Raw genomic sequence first — 21462 nt, forward strand, 5'->3', positions numbered from 1 at the left:
GGCTTGGATTTCCGCCATCTGGCCGCCGCGACACAGCTTCAATCTGCCGAGATCGACCGTCGACCGCAGCAGCCCCGCCAGCTCGCAGGCGAATACGGCAGTTCCGAGCATGGGGAAGCGTGCTTCGACGCTGCAGCGCTGTCCAGAGCATGCTTCTTCGATGCCGACGCCGAAGCAGTCCGCTGCTGCAAATCCCTTGATGACCCCGTGAACGCCGACCGTCCTGCGGCCGATGCTGCCTTCAAACCGAAGTGCCTGGGCATCGCGTCCTCCATCAGATATGCGCGGCCTATGCCGCGTCGTTCCCGGTGCGATTCGACACGTCGTCGCGATTCAATCAAAGCGCATCGCCTGATTGCCCACAATGTACAGAGCGAGCCGTAGTATTCCGGTCGCCGGGAGTGCCACGTCGTCGATCGCGCTCACCGCTAGCCAATGCAACGACCCTGCGCTTCGCAATGTTTTGCAGGAAGCGCTAGCGAGAACGTTGAGTCATCTCGCAACGACTACTTGTGATTTTGTTCCCGCTGGCTATTGTTCCGGCACTTTCATCTTTGGGAATTTCAAAATGAAGATTGTTTTCTGCACCGCGATTGTCTTGTCCACACTGGCCGTCGCTCCGGCGAGCGCCAGGGAGCGCAATGACAGCCCTCACTCCCAGGCCTGCATGGCCAAGAACGGCTTCAATCTCGATATGTGGCGCGCGCACTCCGCAGGCACCGACGCGCAGGTCCTGAGATACATCCAGTGTCGGGATCGGGTGTCCGCAGCACAGGCCAAGGCGATCGGCATTCGCGACCATAACTTCAGCGCGGGCTATCGATGATGCTCGAGGGTGAGATGAGAATCGGACTCGCCCTCGCTTTGCTTGCTATCAGCTGCATCCCGGCAAGCGCCGCAGGCTGGACCTCTCCGCTCCGGGTCTGATCTCCGGGTCGTACGATGGCGGCGATAGCGCCTACATCCATCTCACCGGCTTCCCGAACGGCAACAACTATCCTGTCGCCAAGAAGGGCAGCCGGGCCACCGGCACGACGAAGAACGGCACCCGCTTCGTCTGCACCCAACGCTAAGGCACACCGCCAATCCTGATCGGCCTGAAATTATCGCCGACCAGACTTCACCATTTTGAGGAATCACCATGAGATTGCTGATCTTGCTCGCAACCTTCGCCGCCACCATTTCGGCGGCCACCGCCGAAACCGCTGTCGAGCGCCAATGCGCGTCGGGCAAATGCACCTGCACCTACATCGCGTCGACCTGCAAGACCTGGAATCGCACCCATGGCGGCGACCTCGCCATCTGCGACAGCTACCGCGAGAGCTGCCTGCAGAGCGGCCGGTGGGACGACAGGAACCGCCACATCGACGTGGTGGTGAAGCGCTGAGGCAGTTCGCCCTTTCCGAACCGGCGCTGCACCGCGGGGCCGGTTCGGAAAGCCGCTGCGACACTCCCCTGGCAGGAATCGTGGGATCCTTCCCGTAGGATCACCCATCCCTCGCCTTGCTTCTGTTCTTGCGGCCCTAAACGGGGTATGCAGAATGCGGGGTGGGACTCTGCCAATGACCTATTTGATCCTTGCCCGAGATGGCACCAGCCGAATCGTGCTGAAGCGCGACAGCGAAGACGCGGCCGAGAAGAAGGCACGCGAGCTGAAGGAGATGGGCTGGTTCGAAGTCGAGGTCCGCGAGGACAAGACGGCGCCGGTCACGTCGGCTCCCCCGGCGGATCGTCCACCGACGCTGCAATGACGCCTTGATGAACCTTTGCCGGGTGGCCCTTACAGATATGTGAGGAGCCGCCACCATGTCCGACACAGCACATTACCGCTTCCAATCCGATCAGGCGCGACGGCTGGCCCGGCAGGTGACCGACGCCGCGGTGCGCGAGAAGCTGCTCGAAATGGCCGAGGAATATGGCCGCTACGCCGACCTGATCGAGGCCCGCAGCATCGAGCGGGTACCCGCCGCGATGGCGGCCCATTAGGCTGGCTCCCACCCCGTTCCGGCCGGCTCACCGGTTCGTCCTCTCCTGATGCTCGTCCTCAAGGTGAGGCCAAATCCGCTCGACAACGCCCTGAGGATTTGTTCGGAACGTTATGCCCTTTCACGCGATTTTCCTCGCATGAGGGTCCGCGAATCCGACCGCAATCTGCTGCTTCTGGGCACGTTCACGCTGCTCAGCGTGGCCGCGGCCGGCCTCGTCGCCCTGCTCGATCCGGCGCCCGCGCCGGCGAACCCCGCACCGCGGCCGGCCGCGAATCAAGCATCGGCGGACGGTCAGCCTCCGGTCCGGATCGTCGGTACCCCGTTCGTCCCGAACACCAATCCCCGTCAACGCTGACTGTCCACGCCCGCGCGGCGTGTCACAATTATGTCACCGCGCCTACCAAACAGGCGTCTTCGTCAACCATCATGATGGCGAGCGCTTGATTCCGCGCGGTTGCTTTGCTGGAATCCGCGCGCTCAGGGTGCGCCATGAAGTGGATGAAAGAACGCGATCTCCTGATCGCGCAGACAATGGCTTTCGTACAGTCGGTGAAGGGCAAGCTGCCCGACGCCGAGCTGCCGGCGCCTGCCTCACGGACGGCGGCGGCGCCTGCCGCCCAGCCGACCGCTACGCCGCCTGCCGCTACACCTGCCCCCGCCGCCGCGTTGCCGATCGCCGCTGAACAGGCCTTGGCCGAGGCGGTCGCCACGCTCAGCGTCAAGGCTGAGGTGCGGGCTGCGGTCGTGCCGCCTCCGCTTCCGGCGCCGACCGTGATCGAGGGCCTGCTCCCCGCTCCGTCGCCTTTGGCGGTGACGGTCGTCGAAGTCCCGCCTCAACCGGCGCAGCTGCCGCACTTTGCCAGGCTCGACATCAGCGGCGACTTCGGATCCGAGGTGCGGGAGCGGGTTGCCAATTTCCGCGCACAGCAGCAGCGCTTCCTGAAGGAGCGCGAGGAATATTGCACCACGACCATGGCCAAGGTCCGCGCCGCGATCAACGAGCTGCCGCGCTCGGGCAAGTAACGCAGCCCCATTAGACCCGGACCGTGCGTTGGGCATCAGCCGCGCGCGCCCGACTTCACCGGCTCGGTCAGGAAGCGTCCGCTCGATCGCGTCAACGCCGGCTCCTCCACTGCATCGAGGGCAGGCTGCTTCCCTTCCAGCATGGATCGCAAGCCGGCGATCGCCTTGGTCATGCGTTCGGCGTATTTCACCGCGGCGCCGTCGACGAACTCTCGATCCTTTGGTTTAGGTTTGGCGACCCGCAGCTCCAGATGCGTCATTCCGCTTGGACCGTCCAGAACGGCGCGAGTCATCACGATCCGCGGCGCGCCGGGAATCGGAAGCGTGATGCCCACCGTGAAATAATCGGGCGGGCGCCAATCGAGCATCTCCTCAACGACGGTATGGTTGCCGTGCATGCAGTGGTTCCTGGTGCCGGGACCGCGTCGTCCCTTGCCGGAATCCTCGACGATGGTATCGGCGTCCCACCATTTCTGCCATTGCCCGGGCACGGTGAAAAACTCCCAAACCGTCTGCCGCGGCGCGGCGATGTCGAATTCCAGCATGACGTAGGCATCGTCGCGCGTCACCTGCATCCGGGTTTGCGCGTCTTCCTGCCGCCACGCCGCTTCCAGATCGCGCGCCCACAGCGTCACGTCGCCGATGACGTCGATGGTTTCGCGATGGGCGATGAGACCCTGCGCGACCGGGTCGACACCCATCGCGCGGATGGCCGCGTCGCTGTAGAGCGCGTAGGCGCGCCCGCCGATCTTCTCAGCAACCGTGTTCTTGAGCAGCCGGTGGACCAGAATGACGTCGCGCCCGGCGAGCTCCTCCCTGCCGCCCATCTTCTGCTTCACCATCTCGCCATGATGGATAACGAACTTGAAATCGAGATCGCCCATCGCGACGCAGGCCTGACACTCGCAAGTCGAGGCCTGGCGCACGCTGCGCAGGCGCCGGCGGAATTTGAAATAGGCGCCCTCGATCGCGTCCTGCAGCAGCGAGCCGTCGATCGTCTCGGCGGTGGTGTAGACGAACGCGGCGTCGCCTTCGAACTTGGCGAGGCGGAACGGCGGGCGCAGCGCTTTCACCACCGTATCCATGAAATCGGCGATGATATCCTGCGCATGGTCGAGCTCGACCGCCGCGAGGAAGTTGGTATAGCCGGAGATGTCGGCAATCGCGAAATAGGCCGCTTCAGCCTTCGGAAGCATGGGGACCTCCTGCGCAACCGGTTCACGCCCAATCGGGCGGACGCGCAGTCTGTCATACCGCGCCGCCCGAGGTCGAGGACCAAAGCAACCCCGGGCGTGCGCTAGCGGCCGCCGATCTTCTCCAGCACCGGCAGCAGGTGCGTGAGAAATTCGCCCGGATTCTCGCTCATCGGGAAATGGCCGAGGCCCTTCATGATGGTGGCCTCAGCCCCGGCAATGCTGTTCGCCACCGCCAGCGTCTCTTCCGGCGTGCAGGAATAGTCGTACTCGCCCGACAACAGAAACAGCGGGCAACGTCTGGTGTCGATCTCGGCGACGCGGGCCCGGATGTCGCCGTCGACCTTGTAGAAATAGAGGTCGCCCTTGAACACGCCGGGCCCGCTCTGCATGTAATGCCACAGCGTATCCCACCGCTCCTTGTCGGGCGCGTCGGGGCCGACGAGGCCCGAGACGATGGCGGCGGCGACCTCGCCGCCATGCACGTCCGGCCGGTGCAGGAAATTCAGGTCGTAATAGGGATCGACATGCGCGCCGGCCTGCAGGCCGATGATGGCGCGGAAACGTTCGGGATGCTCGAGCGCGAGATGCAGCGCGATCCGGCCGCCGATCGAGCAGCCGATCACGATCGGCCTGTCGAGGTCGAGCGCGTCCATCACCGCCAGGATCATGGTCGTATATTGCGCGGAGGTGAGCTGGTACTCCTCGTCGTGCCAGCCCTGCGGCGGCGACGACTTGCCGTGCCAGGGCATGTCGAAGGCGATGACGCGATGGTTGCGCGTGACGCGCGCATCGTTCATCAGGCCGCGATATTGCCGCCCGTCCGCGCCCGCGGTGTGCAGGCAGAGCAGCGGCGTGCCCTCGCCCGCCTCCTCGACATAGACGCGGTGGGCCCGGCCGAACAGCTCCAGATGCATGTAACGGCCGACGATCGGTTCGAACCTGGCGCTCATGCGGCCACTCCCTCGCGGCGCAGCTTGCCGAGCGCCTCCTTGAAGTAGCGCAGGTTCGCCATGAAGATCTGCAGCTCGCCCTCAGCCTTCAGCACGCGGCGCTTGATCAGCGCCATCAGGTCGTTCGAGCCCGGCGGCGGCCGCTTTTCGCAGAACCGGTCCCACTCCGCCTGCGAGGTGCGCAGCGCAAACGACGACGAGGGCATCACGAACGGGCCCTTCGTCACCGCGACGATCCGGCCCTCATGGATCGCGATCAGCCAGGCGGCCGCGCCGATCTCGAGCAGGAATGTCGTGGTGAGGTAGCGGCCGCGCCGCACCAGGCCGGCGTCGCCGTTGACCCGTTCCTTCAGCGTGTCGATCATATCAGCTCCCCCGATCGCGGCCCGTCCGCGCAGGGCGCAGCGGGCGCTTGTTCTGCCGGCAATGATGGGAGGAATGCCGGTGCCGTCAATCGCCAGCGGCGCCGCGCGGCTCCGGCGTTTTCGCGTGGCCGCCACATACAGATTTTGGCGAGAGCCGGGAGATCTAAAGCCAGGATATCTAAAGCCAGGACCAGACCAGCGCCACATTGGCGGCGCAGGCCGCGAGCAGCGCAACCGCAAGCGCGAGCTGCACGCGTTCGTAAGGGGGCTGGTGGATTGCTCTCATGGGCCGGAGCATCCGGCGATTCTACCCGGAGAGTCCCGGGGATTCTTTTTTCGGGGGTTTACCACCCGTTAAGGACTCAAGGCCCTTCCGCGAAAGAACCGAAATGACTCATATTTTCAGATGCTTGCCGCGGATGCTCGCTCACGGTTCCGTGACCGGAGCGGCGATATTGCCTGAAACCCAAAACGGGGGCTGGCGTTGTCGGTTGTTTGGGGAACGACGAATGCCGTACGCGCTGTTTTATCAGGACGCCAAGCTGAGCAAGGCCTACCCGACCGAGGCGGATGTCTGGACACTGGCCAGGAAATCCGGCCTGGTGGTGGATGCCATCTCCGGAGAGGAGGAGTCCGCGCCGCGCCCGGTGCTGGATAACGACTACGAAATCCGGCCCTGTCAGCTCGAGCCGAACGAGGATCCGGCCAAGAACAAGGCCGATGCCGATCGCGAAGCACGCCTGGAGCCGCGGTTGAACTGATCAGACGGCAGGCTGGCCGGCGCGCAGCGGCGGGCCGAGGATGCAATCGGTGCGGTCGCCCGCGCCTACGGCGTGGCCGTCGCCAGCGAGGCCTGTTCGGCGGCGACCGAAACGCAAATCTTCCGCCGATGCAGACCCCGGATCGCGCCGGTCACCTTGAGCACCTTGCCAGCCGAGCAGGACGCATCCTGCACGAACACGACCTCATAGGGCGCGAGCGCCAGGGGTTCGGATTTGAGGATAGTCTGGGCAAGGCACGGCACGGAGACCGCAGAGAGGATCAGCCCTAACGCAAAACTACGCATGTTCGTTTGTCCACCAGCCCGGCGATCGCATAATAGCGCAGCACGATGAAAGTTCCGTGCAATGCAGGAATTATTTTTTGCATTGCACGATCAGGCCTGAACATCAGGTGAATGTAGCGTCGTAGCCCGGATGGCGCGGAGCGAAATCCGGGACTTCCTTCGTCGGGTCGGCTGCCCCGGATTACACCGCGCTCCATCCGGGCTACGGGTTCACCGCATCCGTCGTCATTCCGGGGCGAGCGGCTGGCCAACAAAAAAGGCCGACCCGAAGGCCGGCCTTTCATTGATGCGATGAAGCCGCGATCAGTAGCGGGAGCCGACCGGGCCACCCCAGCCGAAGCGGTAGTTGACCCCGAGCTTGACGGTGTGCTCGTCGTTCCGGAAGCTCGTGCCGACGAGGTCGGCCGGGCCGCTGGTGAAGTTGGTCTTGCCGAAATTGTAGTACTGGTACTCGGCCTTCGCCGACCAGTTCGGGGCGAACATGTATTCGAGGCCCGCGCCGACCGTGTAGCCGTCCTTGTGGCCGCCATCGGTGGTGAAGGACGCCGGCACGCCGCCGACCGACGCGGTGATGTTGTTGTTGTCGCGCCAGGCATAACCGCCCTTGGCGTAGAGCAGCGCCGGCCCCCAAGTGTAGCCGAGGCGGCCGGTCACCGAACCGATCTGGTCGGTATTGCCGGTCACCAGCGTTCCGCCCGGGAGCAGCACGCCATTGTTCGAGGAGCTGGGCAGCCAGGAATACTGCGCCTCGGCGCCCATCACCCAGTTCGGGGCGAACTGATAGTCGAAGCCGCCCTGCACGCCACCCATGAAGCGCGCGTCGCTGCCCATCAGGTTGTTGCCGTCGGTGAACGCGCCGCCGACATGGCCGCCGATATAGAAACCGGTCCAGTTGTAGACGACGGCGGGGGCGGTATATGGCGGCGGTGCCTTGGTATAGGTGCGGGCCGGCATGTCAGCCGCAAACGCAGGGCCCGCAAGGGCGGCCAGCGCGACTGTGCCGAGCAAAAACTTCTTCATTTCTGATCCCCGTTACTAACGCTGCGCTGTAAAGCCAAACAACGTGACCTCAATTAGGTTGCTTTGGGGCAATGCCGCACCCGTGATGTTTCCGAGCTGTGACAGGGTCGCAACAACGCCCGTTTGTTCCCTGGCACAGAAGGTTTTTTTCACCGGTTAAGCAGCCGCATCTCGGCTGGATGTAAGTCGCAGACGGCTAAAGTGAAGTTCAACGCTCCCCGAAAAGTGATCGGAGTTCGCTAACGTTTCGATCAGGCTTGCGACAAGCCGCCGCGCAGAAGCGAGATCAGATCGCGCTCCTGCTTCTTGTTCGGGCATGATCCTTTCGGAAAAACCGCTTCACACTTTTCCGGATCATGCCTTAGCGCGGCATCTTTTCCAGTTCCGGAAATGCCGCGTAGGACGCGCCGGCGCAGGGCTCGGCGGGGTTGTCGAGGATGCGGTCGAGCCGGCCGTCGACAAACAGGACACCGCGCTCCCGGGCGGCGCGGTAATTGCCGTCGGTATCCTTCGCGCTGTAGCGCAGGCACACGACGTAGCGCAGCCGGCCGCCGACCGTACGCTGCGCCGGCTCGGCGATAGCAGCCTCGCGGACCCCGACCGGATTGTTCAGGTAGGTCCGCATGAAGGCTAGGATCTGGTCGCGGTAGCGGTCCGGGAACGGCTGGTTGGCGACGCCCCGGTCATCGGTGAAGGTGGTCGGCCCGCCGCCGTCGTCGCTGGTGAGGCAGCCGGCGAGCGGAAGCGAGAGCAGCAGGATGGCTGCCAGTTGTGATGAAATCCGCAAACGACGCTGTTCCCTGTGTCCCCGGAGGCCGTCTCATAGACTGCCGGGCGGCCGAAGGGAATTCGCAACTCGGTTATTCCTCGCCCGGGTTCACAACCGGAGCCAGACGCACTCCGGCCCGTCGCCATTGGGGAAGCAATGGACGGACGGGCCGGTTCTGCATCCAAAAGGCGCAGCGGGGCAATGTGGATCGAAACTACGCCCCTCGGATCAGATTCAACCGCGCTTGGGTCAGCCGCGTTTGGCCGGCGCGACGTGCTTGGTCGCGACCTTCGCGTGGACGTGCTTGGTCGCATGCTTCGGCGACTTCACCTTCAGCATGCCCATGTGCTTGTGGTGGCGGTGATGGCGATAGTGCTTGTGGTGCATCTTGGCGTTGGCGTTGCGCACCTTCGACGGCAGCTGCTCGCTCTTGATCACGGGAGCGGCCTTGGTTGCCGGGGCAGTCGTGGTCGCCGGCGCGGGCGTTGCGGCCTTGCCGGTCTCGACGGCGAGCGCGGGCGCTGCGATCACGGACATGGCGAGCAGCGCGGCGGAAATCGTCTTCAGCATGGTGGTCCTCCTCGTCGGGATCGAGAGGTCTCCGGCCGGATGGTCGGCCTCACCGATCAATGCACGTGACCTTATGGGCCGCGCACTGAACCCGTTCTGAAGGACCCTGACGGACTTCATTCATGTGCATGACATCTCTGTCATGTTCTCCTCTACCGCCGGAAAAGCAGGATCACGCAATCGTGGGATCGGCCGGGAATGTTCTGCACCCCTGGGTGTTCAAGTCATCAGGCTTCGGTGTAGGATTACCGAGCACGATCAGGAACGATCAGGAGCAACCAGGAATGAGCAGGAAGACGAAGTTTTTGGGCCTCGCAATGCTCTCGATGACGCTCGCCTCCGGGCCGGTCATCTCGGCCTATGCCGCGGGCAGCGACAATCCCTCGCCGCCGGCTTCCGACAGCGGCAGCAGCAAGGGCAAGAAGGCGAAGAAGGACAAGAGCTCCGCGATCGACGATCAGAAGTTCCTGGCCGGCTATCGCGCCGCCTACACCACGATTTACGACAAGCACGACTATACCGCCGCGATCGAGCAGCTGAAGGCGCTCGGCCAGGATGATCGCGCCGACGTCGCCAACCTGATCGGCTACTCCTATCGCAAGCTCGGCGACTACAAGGTCTCGCAGATCTGGTACGAGCGCGCGCTGAAGGCCGACCCGGCCCACGTGCGCACCTGGCAGTATTACGGCCTCTGGCAGGTCGAACAGGGCAACCGCGATCAGGCGCAGTACCACCTGAACCGCATCGCCCAGCTCGCCGGCACCAACAGCGACGAATATCGCTCGCTCGCCGCAGCGCTGGAGAAGCCCCCGGGCACCGGCCTGGTTTACTGAGTTAAGGCAACCGCTTCCTACATCGAGCCGGCGTGGTCACGACGACTGCGCCGGCTTTTTGCTGCGCCGTAGGATGGGTGGAGCGCAGCGAAACCCATCCTGCTTCCGCGCGGATCAGAGGTGATAGGTATCGCTTCGCTCCACCCATCCCACGGATCAGCATAATCGTTACGGATGGAGATTACGGATAATGCTCGAGGCGACGATCGGGCTTTTGCGGGCGGCTCGCCCCCACCGTGTTGCCCGCGGCGCCGGCATCCGGCTTGGCCGGACGCGCGGCCTTCTCGACCGGCGGCCCGCTGTTGCCGGTCTTCTTGGCGCTGTTCAGCGCCTCGCCGGTGGTGGTCACGTTGGCGGCCTGCCCGGCCCCCGCCGAGCCGGCCGAAGGGCCGGAGCTTTGCGCCAACACGGTTCCCGATAGCACCAATGCCGCCATCAGTATTGCCGCGTTGATTGTCATGGAGGGGGCCTTCTGCGCTCGAATGATGCACAGCAACGCGCCGCTGCCACGGACGTTCCCACGGAGCCATGATTTAAGGTAAATGCGCGGCAAATTTCCGCCTTGGCGCGGCCTGTCGCAGGAAGCACCGGGCGTTTGCGGCTTCCTCAGCCATGCGCTGCTGACGGGCTGCGTAGCGCCGCCTCGCGATATTCGGCCCATGCCTGCCGCAGGATTTGCACCGACGAGGTGAGGAATATCGTCGCCATCACGGTGGCGACGGCAAGGTCAGGCCAGGCCGAGACCGATCCCCACACGCCGAGAGCCGCCGCCATCACGATGAGGTTTCCGATCGCGTCGTTGCGCGAGCAGAGCCAGACCGAGCGGACATTGGCATCGCCGTCCTTGTACGGCAGCAGAAGCAGAACCGAGCCTAGATTGGCCGCGAGTGCCAACGCGCCGATGGCGCCCATCACCTCGGCCTTCGGCACGCCGAGCGCGAACGTCTGGTAGACGGTCGAGCCGAACACCCACAGCGCCATCAAGCTCAGCGACGCGCCCTTCAACAGTGCGGCGGAGGCGCGCACGCGCAGGCCGGCGCCGATCACCGCAAGGCTCAGTCCATAGGTGACCGTATCGGCAAGGAAGTCGAGCGCATCGGCCTTGAGCGCCTGCGATCCGGCAAACTGACCCGCGATCATCTCGGTCAGGAACATCGCGCCATTGATGCCGATGACCGTCCAGAGCACGCGCCTGTAGCGCGGATCGAGGCCGTCAAAGACCGGAACGCCGCCCGAGCAGCCGCACGAATCGGCCGCGCGGTCGCGGTCCCCTGCCCGCACGCCGGCCTTGACCGGCAGCGTCAGCGGCGGTGGTGCGCAGCATTCTGCCCGCAGCAATCGTTCATTGCTCGTCCTTGCAGACGACAGGATAAGGCCGGCCACGCAACGCGTTCAAGCCGATCCATCCGGAACAGCTCCGGCGATCATGCGTCGCGGGTTCAAGGGCTGCCGGCTGCGTTCAGCCGACAGCCCAACCTGCTGATGCGGGCCGTCGCCTCACTTCGCCTTCTGGATCGCGGTGACCGTGTAGCCGCCGTCGCCCTCCTGGGCCTCGAACCGGACCTTGTCGCCGACCTTGACCTGCTTCAGCAGCGCAGGATCCTTGACCCGGTAAACCATCGTCATCGGCTCGTCCATGCCAAGGCTCTTGGCCGGGCCGTGCTTGAGCGTGATCTTGCCGGCTCCCTCGTCGATCTTCTTGACCTCGCCATTGATCGCGGCGGCCTGCGCGAGCGCCGCGCCCAGGGTCAGAGCCAGCGCGAACGCGCCGGCGCCGGCAAGTTGGATCATCCTGTTCATCATTGTTGTGCTTTCTTTCGTTGCTGGTTTCATTTCACGATGACGCGGCCGGTCATCCCGTAGTCGCGGTGATCCGGGATCAGGCAGGAATATTCAAACGTTCCGGCCTTGGTGAACTTCCAGACGATCTCCGCACTCTTCTTCGGTGCGAGGCGAACGCCGTTCGGATCGTCATGCTCCATGTGCGGATGCTTCTTCATCACTTCGGCATGCTTCAGATTCTCTTCGGTGGTCGCGAGCAGGAATTCATGATCCTCGGTGCCCGCGTTGCGGATCACGAAGCGGATCTGCTCGCCGCGCTTGACCTCGATGCGGAACGGCGTGAACTCCATCTCCTTCATCTCGACCTCGACCGTGCGCGACGGCTTGCTCGGATCGCCGGGCTCGCCGGCCGAATAGGATTCATGGCCGTGCTTCTCGTGACCGCGGGACGGCACTGCGGTGACCGACAGCGCAATCAGCGCGATGCCGATGCTGGTGAGTTGCTTCACTGGATTCTCCATTCTGTGTTTGATGCTTGTCGTTGGTGAGTGGGCTGAATCCGTTACATCTTCATTCCCTTCATCGATGGCTTGGCTTTTCGCCCGGGCGCCGCCGGCGGCTGGCGCGCGGGCTCGGCGGCGGGCGCCTCGATCTCATAGGCAACCGTGCCCGGCGGATATTTGTACGGTCCGGGGTCGGCGTAATCGTCGCGGCCGAGCCCCTCGCGGATCTTCATCACCGTGAACATGCCGCCCATCTCGATCGGCCCGAATTGTCCGGTGCCGGTCATCATCGGCAGCGTGTTGTCGGGCGCGGGCATCTCCATGTTGCCCATCGCCATGCCGGTCGATCCCATCACCATGGCGTCGGGCGCGAGCTTGCCGACCGCCTTGGCCAGATCCTGGCGCGACACGCCGATGAAGTTTCTGACGTCGTGGCCCATCGCGTTCATGGTGTGGTGCGACTTGTGGCAGTGGAACGCCCAGTCGCCCGGATTGTCGGCGAGCATGTCGAACGCCCTGACCGCGCCGACCGGCACGTCGGTCGTGGTCTCCGGATACTGCGCGCTCTCCGGCACCCAGCCGCCGTCGGTGCAGGTCACCGCGAAATTATGCCCATGCACATGGATCGGATGGTTGGTCATGGTCAGGTTGCCGATCCGCACGCGGATCCTGTCGCCGAGACGGATCGGCATCGGATCGATGCCGGGATAGACGCGGCTGTTCCAGGTCCACATGTTGAAGTCGGTCATCTCATTGACCTTCGGCAGATAGGTGCCGGGGTCGATCAGGTAGCTGCTCATGATGAAGACGAAATCGCGGTCGACTGGCCGGAATGCCGGATCGCGCGGGTGCACGATGAACATGCCCATCATGCCCATCGCCATCTGCACCATCTCGTCGGAATGCGGGTGGTACATGAAGGTCCCGCTGTGCTTCATCTCGAACTCGTAGACGAAGGTCTTGCCCGGCTTGATGTGCGGCTGGTTGAGCCCGCCGACGCCATCCATGCCTGACGGCACGATCATGCCGTGCCAGTGCACCGTGGTGTGCTCCGGCAGTTTGTTGGTGACGAAGATGCGGACCTTGTCGCCCTCGACCGCCTCGATGGTTGGCCCCGGCGCCTGGCCGTTATAGCCCCAGAGATTGGCCTTCATGCCGTCGGCGAATTCGCGCACCACGGGCTCGGCGACGAGATGGAATTCCTTCCAGTCGCCGTTCATCCGCCACGGCAGCGACCAGCCATTGAGCGTGACCACCGGCCGGTAGTCCGGCCCGCTGGCGGGATGTAGCGGCGGCTGCATCACCACCTTGTCCATGGTCGGCGCTTCGGGAATGGCGGCGGCCTGGACGCGGCCGCTGACCGCGCTCGCCGTGACCAGCGCCGCGCCGCCCAGAAATCCTCGTCGAGAAAACATGTGCTGCTCCATTCAATGACCGCCGCCGGCCGCGGGCTGCGCGGCCGAGGCGATGGAAGACGGTGTCGATGCTGCGCCGGCCGAGCCGCCGCCGTTGATCGCGGTCTGCAGCTCGGATTGCGCCAGAAGGAAGTCGCGCCTGGCGTCGATCGCCGCGCGCAGCGAGGCGAGCCGCTGCCGCGCTTCGGTCAGCAGCGCGAACACGTCGACCTGCATGCTGGAGAAGCGCAGCTGCATCTCCTCGGTGATGATCTGCCGCAGCGGCAGCACCTCGCGCTGGTAATGGCGCGCGATGTCGTAGGTCGAGCGGTAGACGCGGTAGGCGTCGCGTGCCTCGGAGCGGACGTTGATCGCCTTCTCGGTCAGGCGGTTCATCGCCTGGCGGTAGATCTCCGCCGCCTGGCGCACGCGCACCTCGCCGCCGTCGAAGATCGGAATCTGGAACTGGACGTCGAAGCCGCGCTCCCTGAACGGCGGGGCTTCGGGATCGTGCGTCCGCCTGTCTATGCCGGCGACGTCGAGCAGCGTGACGAAACGCGTCGCCTCGGTGAGATCGAGCGCCTTGGCGAGCGCGACGATTTCCATCCGTGCGATCTGCAGGTCGACGCGATGGCCGACCGCGGCGACCTCGATCGACGGCTGTTCCAATGGCCGCTTCGGCAGCAATGGCAACTTGCCGGGGATTCGGAAGCCGAGATCGCCGTCCCACAATCCGAGCAGGCGCGCCAGCCGCTCGCGCGAACTCGCCGCATTCTGCCGCGCGCTGGCGAGGTCGGCGGTGATCTCGGCGTAGAACACCTGCTCGCGGGCCTGGTCGAGCTTGTTCATGCCGCCGGTCTCGCCGAGCTTTTTCGCGAGCTGCGCGGTCGACTCCGCGGTCGCCTTCGCATCCGTCAGCAGCGCGACCGTCTCGTTCGCGGCCACCGCCGCGACATGGCTGCGCCGCACCTCGGCGGCAAGCCGCAAGGTGGCGAGCGCGGCCTTGAGCTGCGCCTGGCGGAAGCGCTCGCGCGCGATCTCGGAGCGGGCCGGAAGGGTCGCCAGCGCCAGGATGTCGCCGACCACCTGCCGCTCGACCTCGCTGGCGCCGTTGCCGCTGATGCGGGAGACCGAGAAGGTCGGGTTCGGCGGCAGGCTGTCGGCGACGTAATCGGTCTCCGCCAGCGCCAGCTCGTTATAGGCGGCCTGCAGCCCCTTGTTGTTCAAGAGCGCAACCTGCACGGCGGCATCCGCCGTCAAATTGCGCGCGAGCAGCCGCTTCACTGCGGCGTCGACGGTCGCGGCCTCATCCACCGACCGCACGAAGGCGACGTCCTTGCCGATCGCCTGCTCGGTCACCTCGGAGACAACGCCCATGCCGGTGTCGGGCGAGAACGACGCGCATCCCGCGAGCGCGGATGACGCAAGCAGCAGGATCGGCACGATGATCCGATGTCGCATGGCGCCCTCCTACTGGTCCGGCTTGGCCGGCGGCGTCACGCCGCCATTGCGCTCGCGCCAGGGCTGCGGCGTCGACGGACGCAGGCTGCTGTAGGGCGCGATCGTCGAGCGGTAGCCGACGGCGGCCGTCCCCGCCGCCGGGTTTGCCGGATCGCCTGCGACGGCGACCGGCCGGCCGTCGGTCATGCAGCCGGCGAGCGGCGCAGATGCGAGGATGGCGGCGGCCATCCGCGACAGCAATGTGGGTGGCGCGCGCCAGCCGAGCCTGTTGCCAAGCCTGGTGGCCACGGCGGCGAGCCTCGCCCCGAGATGCGAATACATGGATCTGTCCCGATCATCCGATGAATAACAGGCGTGCGCACGCAAGCGTGCGGCACCGCCACGATGTCAGCGAACGATCAGGCGATGGGGGGACGATAGAGGCGCGGAGGCGCCTCGCTCCGCAGGCCCTGACAGGCCTCGGCGAGACGGGTCGAGATCGGATGCAAGGGACCGGCGACGAAAGGAAGATCGGCCGGCAGCGCCGACACGCACATCAAGGCGCAGCACGGCCCCGGCGCGTTCTTGCCGTCGTGGCTGTGCTTGGCCGGCGGTTCGGCGGCATCGGCGGCGTGATGCAAATGCGTGCCGCCATGATCGTGCGCGGCAGCATCGGCGTGTGTCATCGGCATCGCGCCATCATGCACATGCATCATCACAGGCGGCTGGACCTCATCGGTCAGGCACGGAAACGGCGCGCCGAACGCGAGCGCAAAGGACGGCGCGAGCACGCAAAACAGATAGGCTAGGATGATGGAACATCCCGCCCGAACCCGCCCTGTCCTCGTCAATCGCACCAACACCCGCGCCCGCGTCTCCAACCACCCGCAAGCTAACCGCAAATCAGCCTGCCGCAAACCGCCATCAGCTATATACCCCCTTGGGGTATCATTCAATCCGATTTGAAACTACCAACAGGCGTCATGTTTCCATCACATCCTTGCCTGCTGGCGCGCGGCACAGGAAGCAACTTCGGGTGCCGACACTCTCGCTTCGATCTTGATGCCCTTCACGACGGCGAAGATCGCGGGAATCACGATCAGCGTCAGCAGCGTCGACGAGATCATACCGCCGATCATGGGCACCGCGATGCGCTGCATGATCTCCGAGCCGGTGCCGGTGCTCCACATGATCGGCAACAGCCCGGCCATGATGGCGACCACCGTCATCATCTTCGGCCGGACGCGCTCGACCGCGCCCGCGATGATCGCGCGATTGAGGTCGTCACGATCGATCGTGCGTCCCTCGGCAGCGCGGCGCGCCGTGACCTCGCCCAGCGCCTGGTTGAGATACATCAGCATCACGACGCCGGTCTCGGCGGCAACGCCGGCGAGCGCGATGAAGCCGACCGCGACCGCAACCGACAGGTTGAAGCCGAGCGCCCACATCAGCCAGAAGCCGCCGACCAGCGCGAACGGCAGCGACAGCATCACGATCATCGTCTCCGCCACCGAGCGGAAATTGAGGTAGAGCAGCAGGAAGATGATCGACAGCGTCACCGGCACCACGATCCTGAGCCGCGCCGCGGCGCGTTCGAGATATTCGTACTGCCCGCTCCAGACCACGTAGGTTCCGGGCGGAAACTGCACGCCGGCCTGCACCGCGCGCTCCGCGTCCGCGACATAGCCGCCGAGATCGCGATCGCGGATGTCGACATAGATGTAGGTCGCGAGTTGCCCGTTCTCGGTCCGGATCGTGGTCGGCCCGCGCGCCGGCGCGATGTCGGCGACCTCGCCGAGCGGCACCGCGCCGCCCGCCGGCATCGGCACCAGGATGTCGCTGGCGATCGCGCCCGGATTGTCGCGCAAATCGCGCGGATAGCGCATGTTGACGGTGAAGCGCTGGCGTCCCTCGACCGTCGTCGTCACGCTCTGCCCGCCGAGCGCGGTCGCGATGGTGTCCTGCACGTCCTGCACCGCGATGCCGTAGCGCGACAAGGCCTCACGATTCGGCGTGACCTCGAGATAGTAGCCGCCGAGGCTGCGCTCGGCATAGGCCGACGAGGTGCCGGGCACGCCCCGCACGACCTGCTCGACCTGGCGGGCGAGCTTGTCGATCACGGCAAGATCGGGACCGATCACCTTGACGCCGACCGGCGTCCGAATCCCGGTCGAGAGCATGTCGATGCGCGCCTTGATCGGCATGGTCCAGGCGTTGGAGACGCCGGGGAATTGCAGCGCCTTGTCCATCTCCGCGATCAGGCGGTCGAGCGTGAGGCCGGCGCGCCATTGCACTTTCGGCTTCAGATTGATGATGGTCTCGAACATCTCCGACGGCGCCGGATCGGTCGCGGTCGCGGCGCGGCCGGCCTTGCCGTAGACCGAGGCGACCTCCGGAAAGCTGCGGATGATGCGGTCCTGCATCTGCAACAGCTCGGCCGCCTTGGTCACCGAAATCCCCGGCAGCGTGGTCGGCATATAGAGCAGCGTGCCCTCATTGAGGTCGGGCATGAACTCGGTGCCGAGCTGCCGGGCCGGCCAGATCGAGACGGCGACGGCGCCGAGCGCCAGCAGGATCACCAGCGTTTTCGCCCGCAACACGGCGTGGATGACCGGACGGTAGATCCAGATCAGGAAACGGTTGATCGGATTTCTGTGCTCGGGGACGATCCTGCCGCGGACGAAGATCACCATCAGCGCCGGCACCAGCGTCACCGACAACAGCGCCGCCGCCGCCATCGCGAACGTCTTGGTGAACGCAAGCGGCGAGAACAGCCGCCCCTCCTGCGATTCCAGCGTGAAGATCGGCATGAAGGACACGGTGATGATCAGCAGGCTGAAGAACAGCGCCGGCCCCACCTCCGCCGCGGCCTCGATCAGGATCGCGACCCGCGACCTGCCGGGCTCGGCTCGCTCCAGGTGCTTGTGCGCGTTCTCGATCATCACGATCGCCGCATCGATCATGGCGCCGATCGCGATCGCGATGCCGCCGAGGCTCATGATGTTGGAGCCGATGCCGAGCAGCTTCATCGCGCCGAACGCCATCAAGACGCCGACCGGCAGCATCAGGATCGCGACCAGCGCGCTGCGGACATGCAGCAGGAACAGGATGCAGACCAGCGCGACCACCGCGCTCTCCTCCAGCAATGTGCGCTTCAGCGTGTCGATCGCCGCATAGATCAGATTGGACCGGTCGTAGACCGGCACGATCTCGACCGACTTCGGCAAGCTGCTCGCGATCTCCCTGAAACGCTTCTTGACGTTCTCGATCACGTCGAGCGCGTTGACGCCGAAGCGTTGCAGCACGATACCGCTCGCGACCTCGCCCTCGCCGTTCAGTTCAGTGATGCCGCGCCGCTCGTCGGGGCCGAGCTCGACGCGGGCGACGTCGCGCAGCAGCACCGGCGTGCCGCTATCGGTCTTCAGCACGATGTTGCCGAGATCGTTGATGTCCTTCAGATAGCCCTTGCCGCGGATGACATATTCGAACTCGGAGAGCTCGACGGTGCGGCCGCCGACATCGGCGTTGCTGGCACGAATCGCGTCGCGCATCCGCTGCATGGTGATGCCGCGATCGCGCATCCGCTGCGGATCGAGGATCACATTATACTGCTTGACGAAGCCGCCGACGCTGGCGACCTCGGCCACGCCTTCGGCCCTGGCAAGCGCGAATTTCAGGTTCCAGTCCTGGATCGTGCGGGTGTCGGCAAGGTTCAGCTCTTTCGACATCACGGCATACTGGTAGACCCAGCCGACCCCGGTCGCATCGGGCCCGATGGTCGGTGAGACGCCGGCCGGCAGCCGCGACGCCGCGCCGTTGAGGAATTCGAGCACGCGCGAGCGCGCCCAGTAGATATCCGTGCCGTCCTCGAAGATGACATAGACGAAGGAGACGCCGAAGAACGAGAAGCCGCGCACGACCTTCGACTTCGGCACCGTCAGCATCGCCGTGGTCAGGGGATAGGTGACCTGGTCCTCGATCACCTGCGGCGCCTGGCCGGGATATTCGGTGTAGACGATGACCTGGGTGTCGGAGAGATCGGGGATCGCATCGAGCGGCAGATGCAGCAGCGCGTAGAGGCCCGCGGCTGCCGCAAAGCCGGTGCCGAACAGCACCAGCAGCAGGTTACGCGCCGACCAGGCGATGACACGGGCAATCATCGCCGGTCTCCCGTCTTGTCGCCCTCGCCCGCCTGGGCAGCACCGGCCTCGGCGAAGCCCTTGATCGCCGCCTTCAGGTTGCTTTCGGCATCGATCAGAAACGTCGCTGATGTCACGACCGCATCGCCTTCGGCGATGCCCTCGCGGATTTCGACATAGCCCTCGCCGCGCCGCCCGAGCTTGACCTCGCGCGGCTCGAACCGCCCGTTGCCGCGGTCGATCAGCACGCTCTGGCGGCTCCCGGTGTCGAGGATGGAATTATCAGCTACCGCAAGTACCGGCGCCGGGCTGCCGGTGTCGATCTCCGCGTCGACATACATGTCCGGCAGCAGCGCGAGGTCGGCATTCTGCAATTCGATCCGCACCCGCGCGGTGCGCGTCTCCTTGTTGACCTGCGGATAGACCACGCTGATCCGGCCGACGAAACTGCGGCCGGGATAGCTGCGCGCGCGTACGGTCACGTTCTGCCCGACCACGATATTGCCGAGATCGCGCTCGGCAACGTCGACCAATGCCCACACGACAGAGACGTCGGCAATCCGAAACAGCACGTCGCCTTGCTGCGCGCGCATGCCCTCGATGGCGGCACGCTGCAGCACGATGCCGTCGCGCGGCGACAGCCACTGGATCGCGATCGGAACGGTCCGGCTCTTCTCCATCTCGGCGATGACGGGTTCGGGAAGGTCGAGATTGGTCAGCCGCTGCTTGGAGCCGCGTCCGTAGGGCTCGATGTTCGCAGTCGCCTTCGACGTGATGGTCGCGACATATTCGGCCGCAGCGGACGATATTGCCGGACTGTAGATCTCCATCAACGGCTGGCCCTTCGTCACACGGCTGCCGGTCGTGACGTCGGCGACTTTCTGCACATAGCTCTCGGCGCGCATTGCGATCACCGACACCCGCCGTTCGTCGAGCTGGATCGTGCCGGGTGCGCGGACCAGCGTACGGATGCGGCGCATCTGCGCGGGCTCGGACTTGACGCCGCTGCGCTGGATCCTGCCGGGCGACAGCGTGATCGAACCGTCGTCGCTGTCATCGCCGTCATAGACGGCGATGTAATCCATCCCCATGGAGTCCTTCTTCGGCACCGGCGAGGTGTCGGGAAGTCCCATGGGATTGCGATAATATTTCACCTTGCGCTCGCCTTTCGCGGCGGGCGCGCTCACGTCTGCCGATTGCCCGGGCCCGCCGGCACCGCCGTCGTCATCGGCAAACACCGGCAGATAGTCGCGCCCGTCAGGCGTCTTCTTCGGTGTCGCCGAATAGAGCGACTTGCCGTCGGGATCGCGGTAGTAGATCGGCGCAGCAGTCTCCGCCGCCCGCGCGACGGCGACGATCGCAGCGGTCACCGGCCGCGGCGGCAGGTTGCGGCCGATCCATGCGGCGCCTGCCGCTGCCGCGATCGCAGCGGCAGCGCCGGCCCATGTTAAGGCGCCCATTGCTCGGCGGCTCATTGCTCGGCCGTGACGACGAGCTTGTTCTCGAGCGCGCCGGTCTCGCCCTGCACCTTGGCGCCGAGCGACAATTGCCAGCGGCCGGCCATGCCGAAAGTCGCCTTGAACCGGTAGGTGCCGGGCTCGGTGCCCGGCATCGGCGTCACCTTGGTGGCCATCTCCTGCATGCCGTCGGGCGCCATGTCGAGCCGGGTCGAGAAGATGACCGCATCGGGCACGGCTTTCCCGCTCGTCTTGTCGACCAGCCGCACCGTGACGATGCGGTCGGCACCCGCCTTGACGGTCGGCTGCACCAGCTGGAATTCGTAGTTCTTGATCTCGGCGTGGGCAGACATGCCCGTCATGGCAACGCCGATCAGCGCGGCGGCGGTGGCGCGCGCCCGGTGGAAAGACTTCATGGTGATGATCCTCGATACGTCTGATGAGCCGCGTGAGCGGCATGCAAAGGCACGCGCGCCATTGGCGCACGCGTCAGCGATCAGGCGCTGGCGCGCCCGTCAGACGGTGGTTCGAGGCGGATGATCGGGAGGTTTGGCGCCAAGGCCGTCGAGCAGACGGTCGTCATGGGCGGCGATCCGGCTGCTCAGCGGATCGCGCTCGATCAGCGACATGGCGCCGGCGGGCACAGGCAGCGAAACGCTCAACATGCAGAGCGCGAGGAACGGACAGTCGTCGCAGCCCTTGCTCTTGCCCTGGTCCGGACAGCACGGCATGTCGTCGGCCAGCGCCTGCTCGGACATCGCCTGTCCAGACATGGCGTGATCGTCCGGCATCGCCTGCATCGCAGCGGCCGAGGCATCCGGCATCATCCGGGCAAATGCCGGCGCCACGGGCGCGAGCAACAGCCCGGCCGCGACGAGCAGCAGAATCCAGAGATTGGCGAGCCGCCTCAGATGCATGCCCGCTTCTCGCACGGATCAGTGCACGGCGCAAATCCGTCCGGCTTCAC

Annotated in this window: 28 protein-coding genes; 9 read left to right on the plus strand and 19 right to left on the minus strand. The window is 65.3% G+C overall.

From position 1 onward, the window contains the following. Positions 1-3: 3 nt before the first annotated feature. From ACVMDN_RS20930 to ACVMDN_RS20960, 7 genes are all read left to right on the plus strand, one after another. The gene (locus tag ACVMDN_RS20930) at positions 4-384 is read left to right on the plus strand and encodes a hypothetical protein (protein ID WP_168856708.1); all 381 of its coding nucleotides are present in this window, start codon (positions 4-6) and stop codon (positions 382-384) included. Positions 385-568: 184 nt separating this feature from the next. Next, entirely contained in the window at positions 569-826 is a 258-nt protein-coding gene (locus tag ACVMDN_RS20935; RefSeq protein WP_028335372.1) for a hypothetical protein, read from the plus strand. Between the two features lie 315 nt (positions 827-1141). Beyond that, positions 1142-1387: a hypothetical protein gene (locus tag ACVMDN_RS20940; protein WP_076831538.1), complete on the plus strand. Its 246-nt coding sequence runs from the start codon at positions 1142-1144 to the stop codon at positions 1385-1387. A gap of 175 nt (positions 1388-1562) precedes the next feature. Then, the gene (locus ACVMDN_RS20945) at positions 1563-1751 is read left to right on the plus strand and encodes a hypothetical protein (RefSeq protein ID WP_057019624.1); all 189 of its coding nucleotides are present in this window, start codon (positions 1563-1565) and stop codon (positions 1749-1751) included. Between the two features lie 55 nt (positions 1752-1806). Further along, complete coding sequence (locus tag ACVMDN_RS20950; protein WP_057019625.1) at positions 1807-1986, plus strand: hypothetical protein; 180 nt, start codon at positions 1807-1809, stop codon at positions 1984-1986. A 48-nt stretch (positions 1987-2034) separates the two neighbouring features. Beyond that, positions 2035-2343, plus strand: coding sequence for a hypothetical protein (locus ACVMDN_RS20955; RefSeq protein ID WP_456814517.1), 309 nt, complete (start codon positions 2035-2037; stop codon positions 2341-2343). A gap of 134 nt (positions 2344-2477) precedes the next feature. Next, positions 2478-3011: a hypothetical protein gene (locus ACVMDN_RS20960; RefSeq protein ID WP_456814518.1), complete on the plus strand. Its 534-nt coding sequence runs from the start codon at positions 2478-2480 to the stop codon at positions 3009-3011. Between the two features lie 35 nt (positions 3012-3046). On the opposite strand, the gene ACVMDN_RS20965 is transcribed toward ACVMDN_RS20960, so the two are convergent. From ACVMDN_RS20965 to ACVMDN_RS20975, 3 genes are all read right to left on the minus strand, one after another. Then, positions 3047-4207 (minus strand): DUF2652 domain-containing protein, encoded by a 1161-nt coding sequence (locus ACVMDN_RS20965; protein ID WP_057019628.1) that lies wholly within the window; start codon positions 4205-4207, stop codon positions 3047-3049. 101 nt (positions 4208-4308) lie between these two features. Continuing rightward, complete coding sequence (locus tag ACVMDN_RS20970; RefSeq protein ID WP_456835024.1) at positions 4309-5157, minus strand: alpha/beta fold hydrolase; 849 nt, start codon at positions 5155-5157, stop codon at positions 4309-4311. Then, positions 5154-5522: a hypothetical protein gene (locus ACVMDN_RS20975; protein WP_063790153.1), complete on the minus strand. Its 369-nt coding sequence runs from the start codon at positions 5520-5522 to the stop codon at positions 5154-5156. The genes ACVMDN_RS20970 and ACVMDN_RS20975 overlap by 4 nt, the downstream gene beginning before the upstream one ends. Positions 5523-6031: 509 nt before the next feature. Between ACVMDN_RS20975 and ACVMDN_RS20980 the strand changes: the two genes are divergently transcribed. Next, positions 6032-6283 (plus strand): hypothetical protein, encoded by a 252-nt coding sequence (locus ACVMDN_RS20980; RefSeq protein WP_076831552.1) that lies wholly within the window; start codon positions 6032-6034, stop codon positions 6281-6283. 65 nt (positions 6284-6348) lie between these two features. Here ACVMDN_RS20980 and ACVMDN_RS20985 read toward each other — a convergent pair whose 3' ends face one another. From ACVMDN_RS20985 to ACVMDN_RS21000, 4 genes are all read right to left on the minus strand, one after another. After that, on the minus strand, positions 6349-6588 hold the full coding sequence (locus ACVMDN_RS20985) for a DUF6719 family protein (RefSeq protein WP_057019632.1): 240 nt from the start codon (positions 6586-6588) through the stop codon (positions 6349-6351). A gap of 303 nt (positions 6589-6891) precedes the next feature. Then, entirely contained in the window at positions 6892-7608 is a 717-nt protein-coding gene (locus ACVMDN_RS20990; RefSeq protein WP_057019633.1) for an outer membrane protein, read from the minus strand. A 361-nt stretch (positions 7609-7969) separates the two neighbouring features. After that, entirely contained in the window at positions 7970-8395 is a 426-nt protein-coding gene (locus ACVMDN_RS20995) for a hypothetical protein (RefSeq protein ID WP_057019634.1), read from the minus strand. A 231-nt stretch (positions 8396-8626) separates the two neighbouring features. Then, positions 8627-8947: a His-rich protein BRANT gene (locus tag ACVMDN_RS21000; RefSeq protein ID WP_063790156.1), complete on the minus strand. Its 321-nt coding sequence runs from the start codon at positions 8945-8947 to the stop codon at positions 8627-8629. A 284-nt stretch (positions 8948-9231) separates the two neighbouring features. Here ACVMDN_RS21000 and ACVMDN_RS21005 point away from each other — a divergent pair, with 284 nt between their 5' ends. Continuing rightward, on the plus strand, positions 9232-9780 hold the full coding sequence (locus ACVMDN_RS21005) for a tetratricopeptide repeat protein (protein ID WP_141339741.1): 549 nt from the start codon (positions 9232-9234) through the stop codon (positions 9778-9780). Between the two features lie 181 nt (positions 9781-9961). Here ACVMDN_RS21005 and ACVMDN_RS21010 read toward each other — a convergent pair whose 3' ends face one another. From ACVMDN_RS21010 to ACVMDN_RS21065, 12 genes are all read right to left on the minus strand, one after another. Beyond that, on the minus strand, positions 9962-10240 hold the full coding sequence (locus ACVMDN_RS21010; protein WP_057019637.1) for a hypothetical protein: 279 nt from the start codon (positions 10238-10240) through the stop codon (positions 9962-9964). 146 nt (positions 10241-10386) lie between these two features. Continuing rightward, complete coding sequence (locus tag ACVMDN_RS21015) at positions 10387-11079, minus strand: cation transporter (RefSeq protein WP_456835865.1); 693 nt, start codon at positions 11077-11079, stop codon at positions 10387-10389. 198 nt (positions 11080-11277) lie between these two features. Continuing rightward, complete coding sequence (locus ACVMDN_RS21020; protein ID WP_057019685.1) at positions 11278-11580, minus strand: copper-binding protein; 303 nt, start codon at positions 11578-11580, stop codon at positions 11278-11280. Between the two features lie 29 nt (positions 11581-11609). Next, positions 11610-12083: a cupredoxin domain-containing protein gene (locus ACVMDN_RS21025; RefSeq protein ID WP_253639544.1), complete on the minus strand. Its 474-nt coding sequence runs from the start codon at positions 12081-12083 to the stop codon at positions 11610-11612. A 41-nt stretch (positions 12084-12124) separates the two neighbouring features. Further along, positions 12125-13480: a multicopper oxidase family protein gene (locus ACVMDN_RS21030; protein WP_456814519.1), complete on the minus strand. Its 1356-nt coding sequence runs from the start codon at positions 13478-13480 to the stop codon at positions 12125-12127. A 12-nt stretch (positions 13481-13492) separates the two neighbouring features. Further along, positions 13493-14920, minus strand: a complete 1428-nt coding sequence (locus ACVMDN_RS21035) for a TolC family protein (protein WP_456835023.1) — start codon at positions 14918-14920, stop codon at positions 13493-13495. Positions 14921-14929: 9 nt separating this feature from the next. Next, positions 14930-15241, minus strand: coding sequence for a hypothetical protein (locus tag ACVMDN_RS21040; protein ID WP_456814521.1), 312 nt, complete (start codon positions 15239-15241; stop codon positions 14930-14932). A gap of 77 nt (positions 15242-15318) precedes the next feature. Next, positions 15319-15591 (minus strand): hypothetical protein, encoded by a 273-nt coding sequence (locus ACVMDN_RS21045; protein ID WP_456814522.1) that lies wholly within the window; start codon positions 15589-15591, stop codon positions 15319-15321. A 300-nt stretch (positions 15592-15891) separates the two neighbouring features. Further along, the gene (locus ACVMDN_RS21050) at positions 15892-19059 is read right to left on the minus strand and encodes an efflux RND transporter permease subunit (protein ID WP_456814523.1); all 3168 of its coding nucleotides are present in this window, start codon (positions 19057-19059) and stop codon (positions 15892-15894) included. After that, on the minus strand, positions 19056-20498 hold the full coding sequence (locus ACVMDN_RS21055; protein ID WP_456835022.1) for an efflux RND transporter periplasmic adaptor subunit: 1443 nt from the start codon (positions 20496-20498) through the stop codon (positions 19056-19058). Before ACVMDN_RS21055 ends, ACVMDN_RS21050 begins: the two co-directional genes overlap by 4 nt. 11 nt (positions 20499-20509) lie before the next feature. Next, positions 20510-20911 (minus strand): FixH family protein, encoded by a 402-nt coding sequence (locus ACVMDN_RS21060; protein WP_456835021.1) that lies wholly within the window; start codon positions 20909-20911, stop codon positions 20510-20512. 99 nt (positions 20912-21010) lie between these two features. Then, positions 21011-21412 carry a hypothetical protein gene (locus ACVMDN_RS21065; protein WP_456835020.1) on the minus strand — a complete coding sequence of 134 codons (402 nt, stop codon included), beginning with the start codon at positions 21410-21412 and terminating at the stop codon, positions 21011-21013. Positions 21413-21462 lie beyond the last annotated feature (50 nt).

The organism is Bradyrhizobium sp. USDA 4510 (assembly GCF_054059095.1).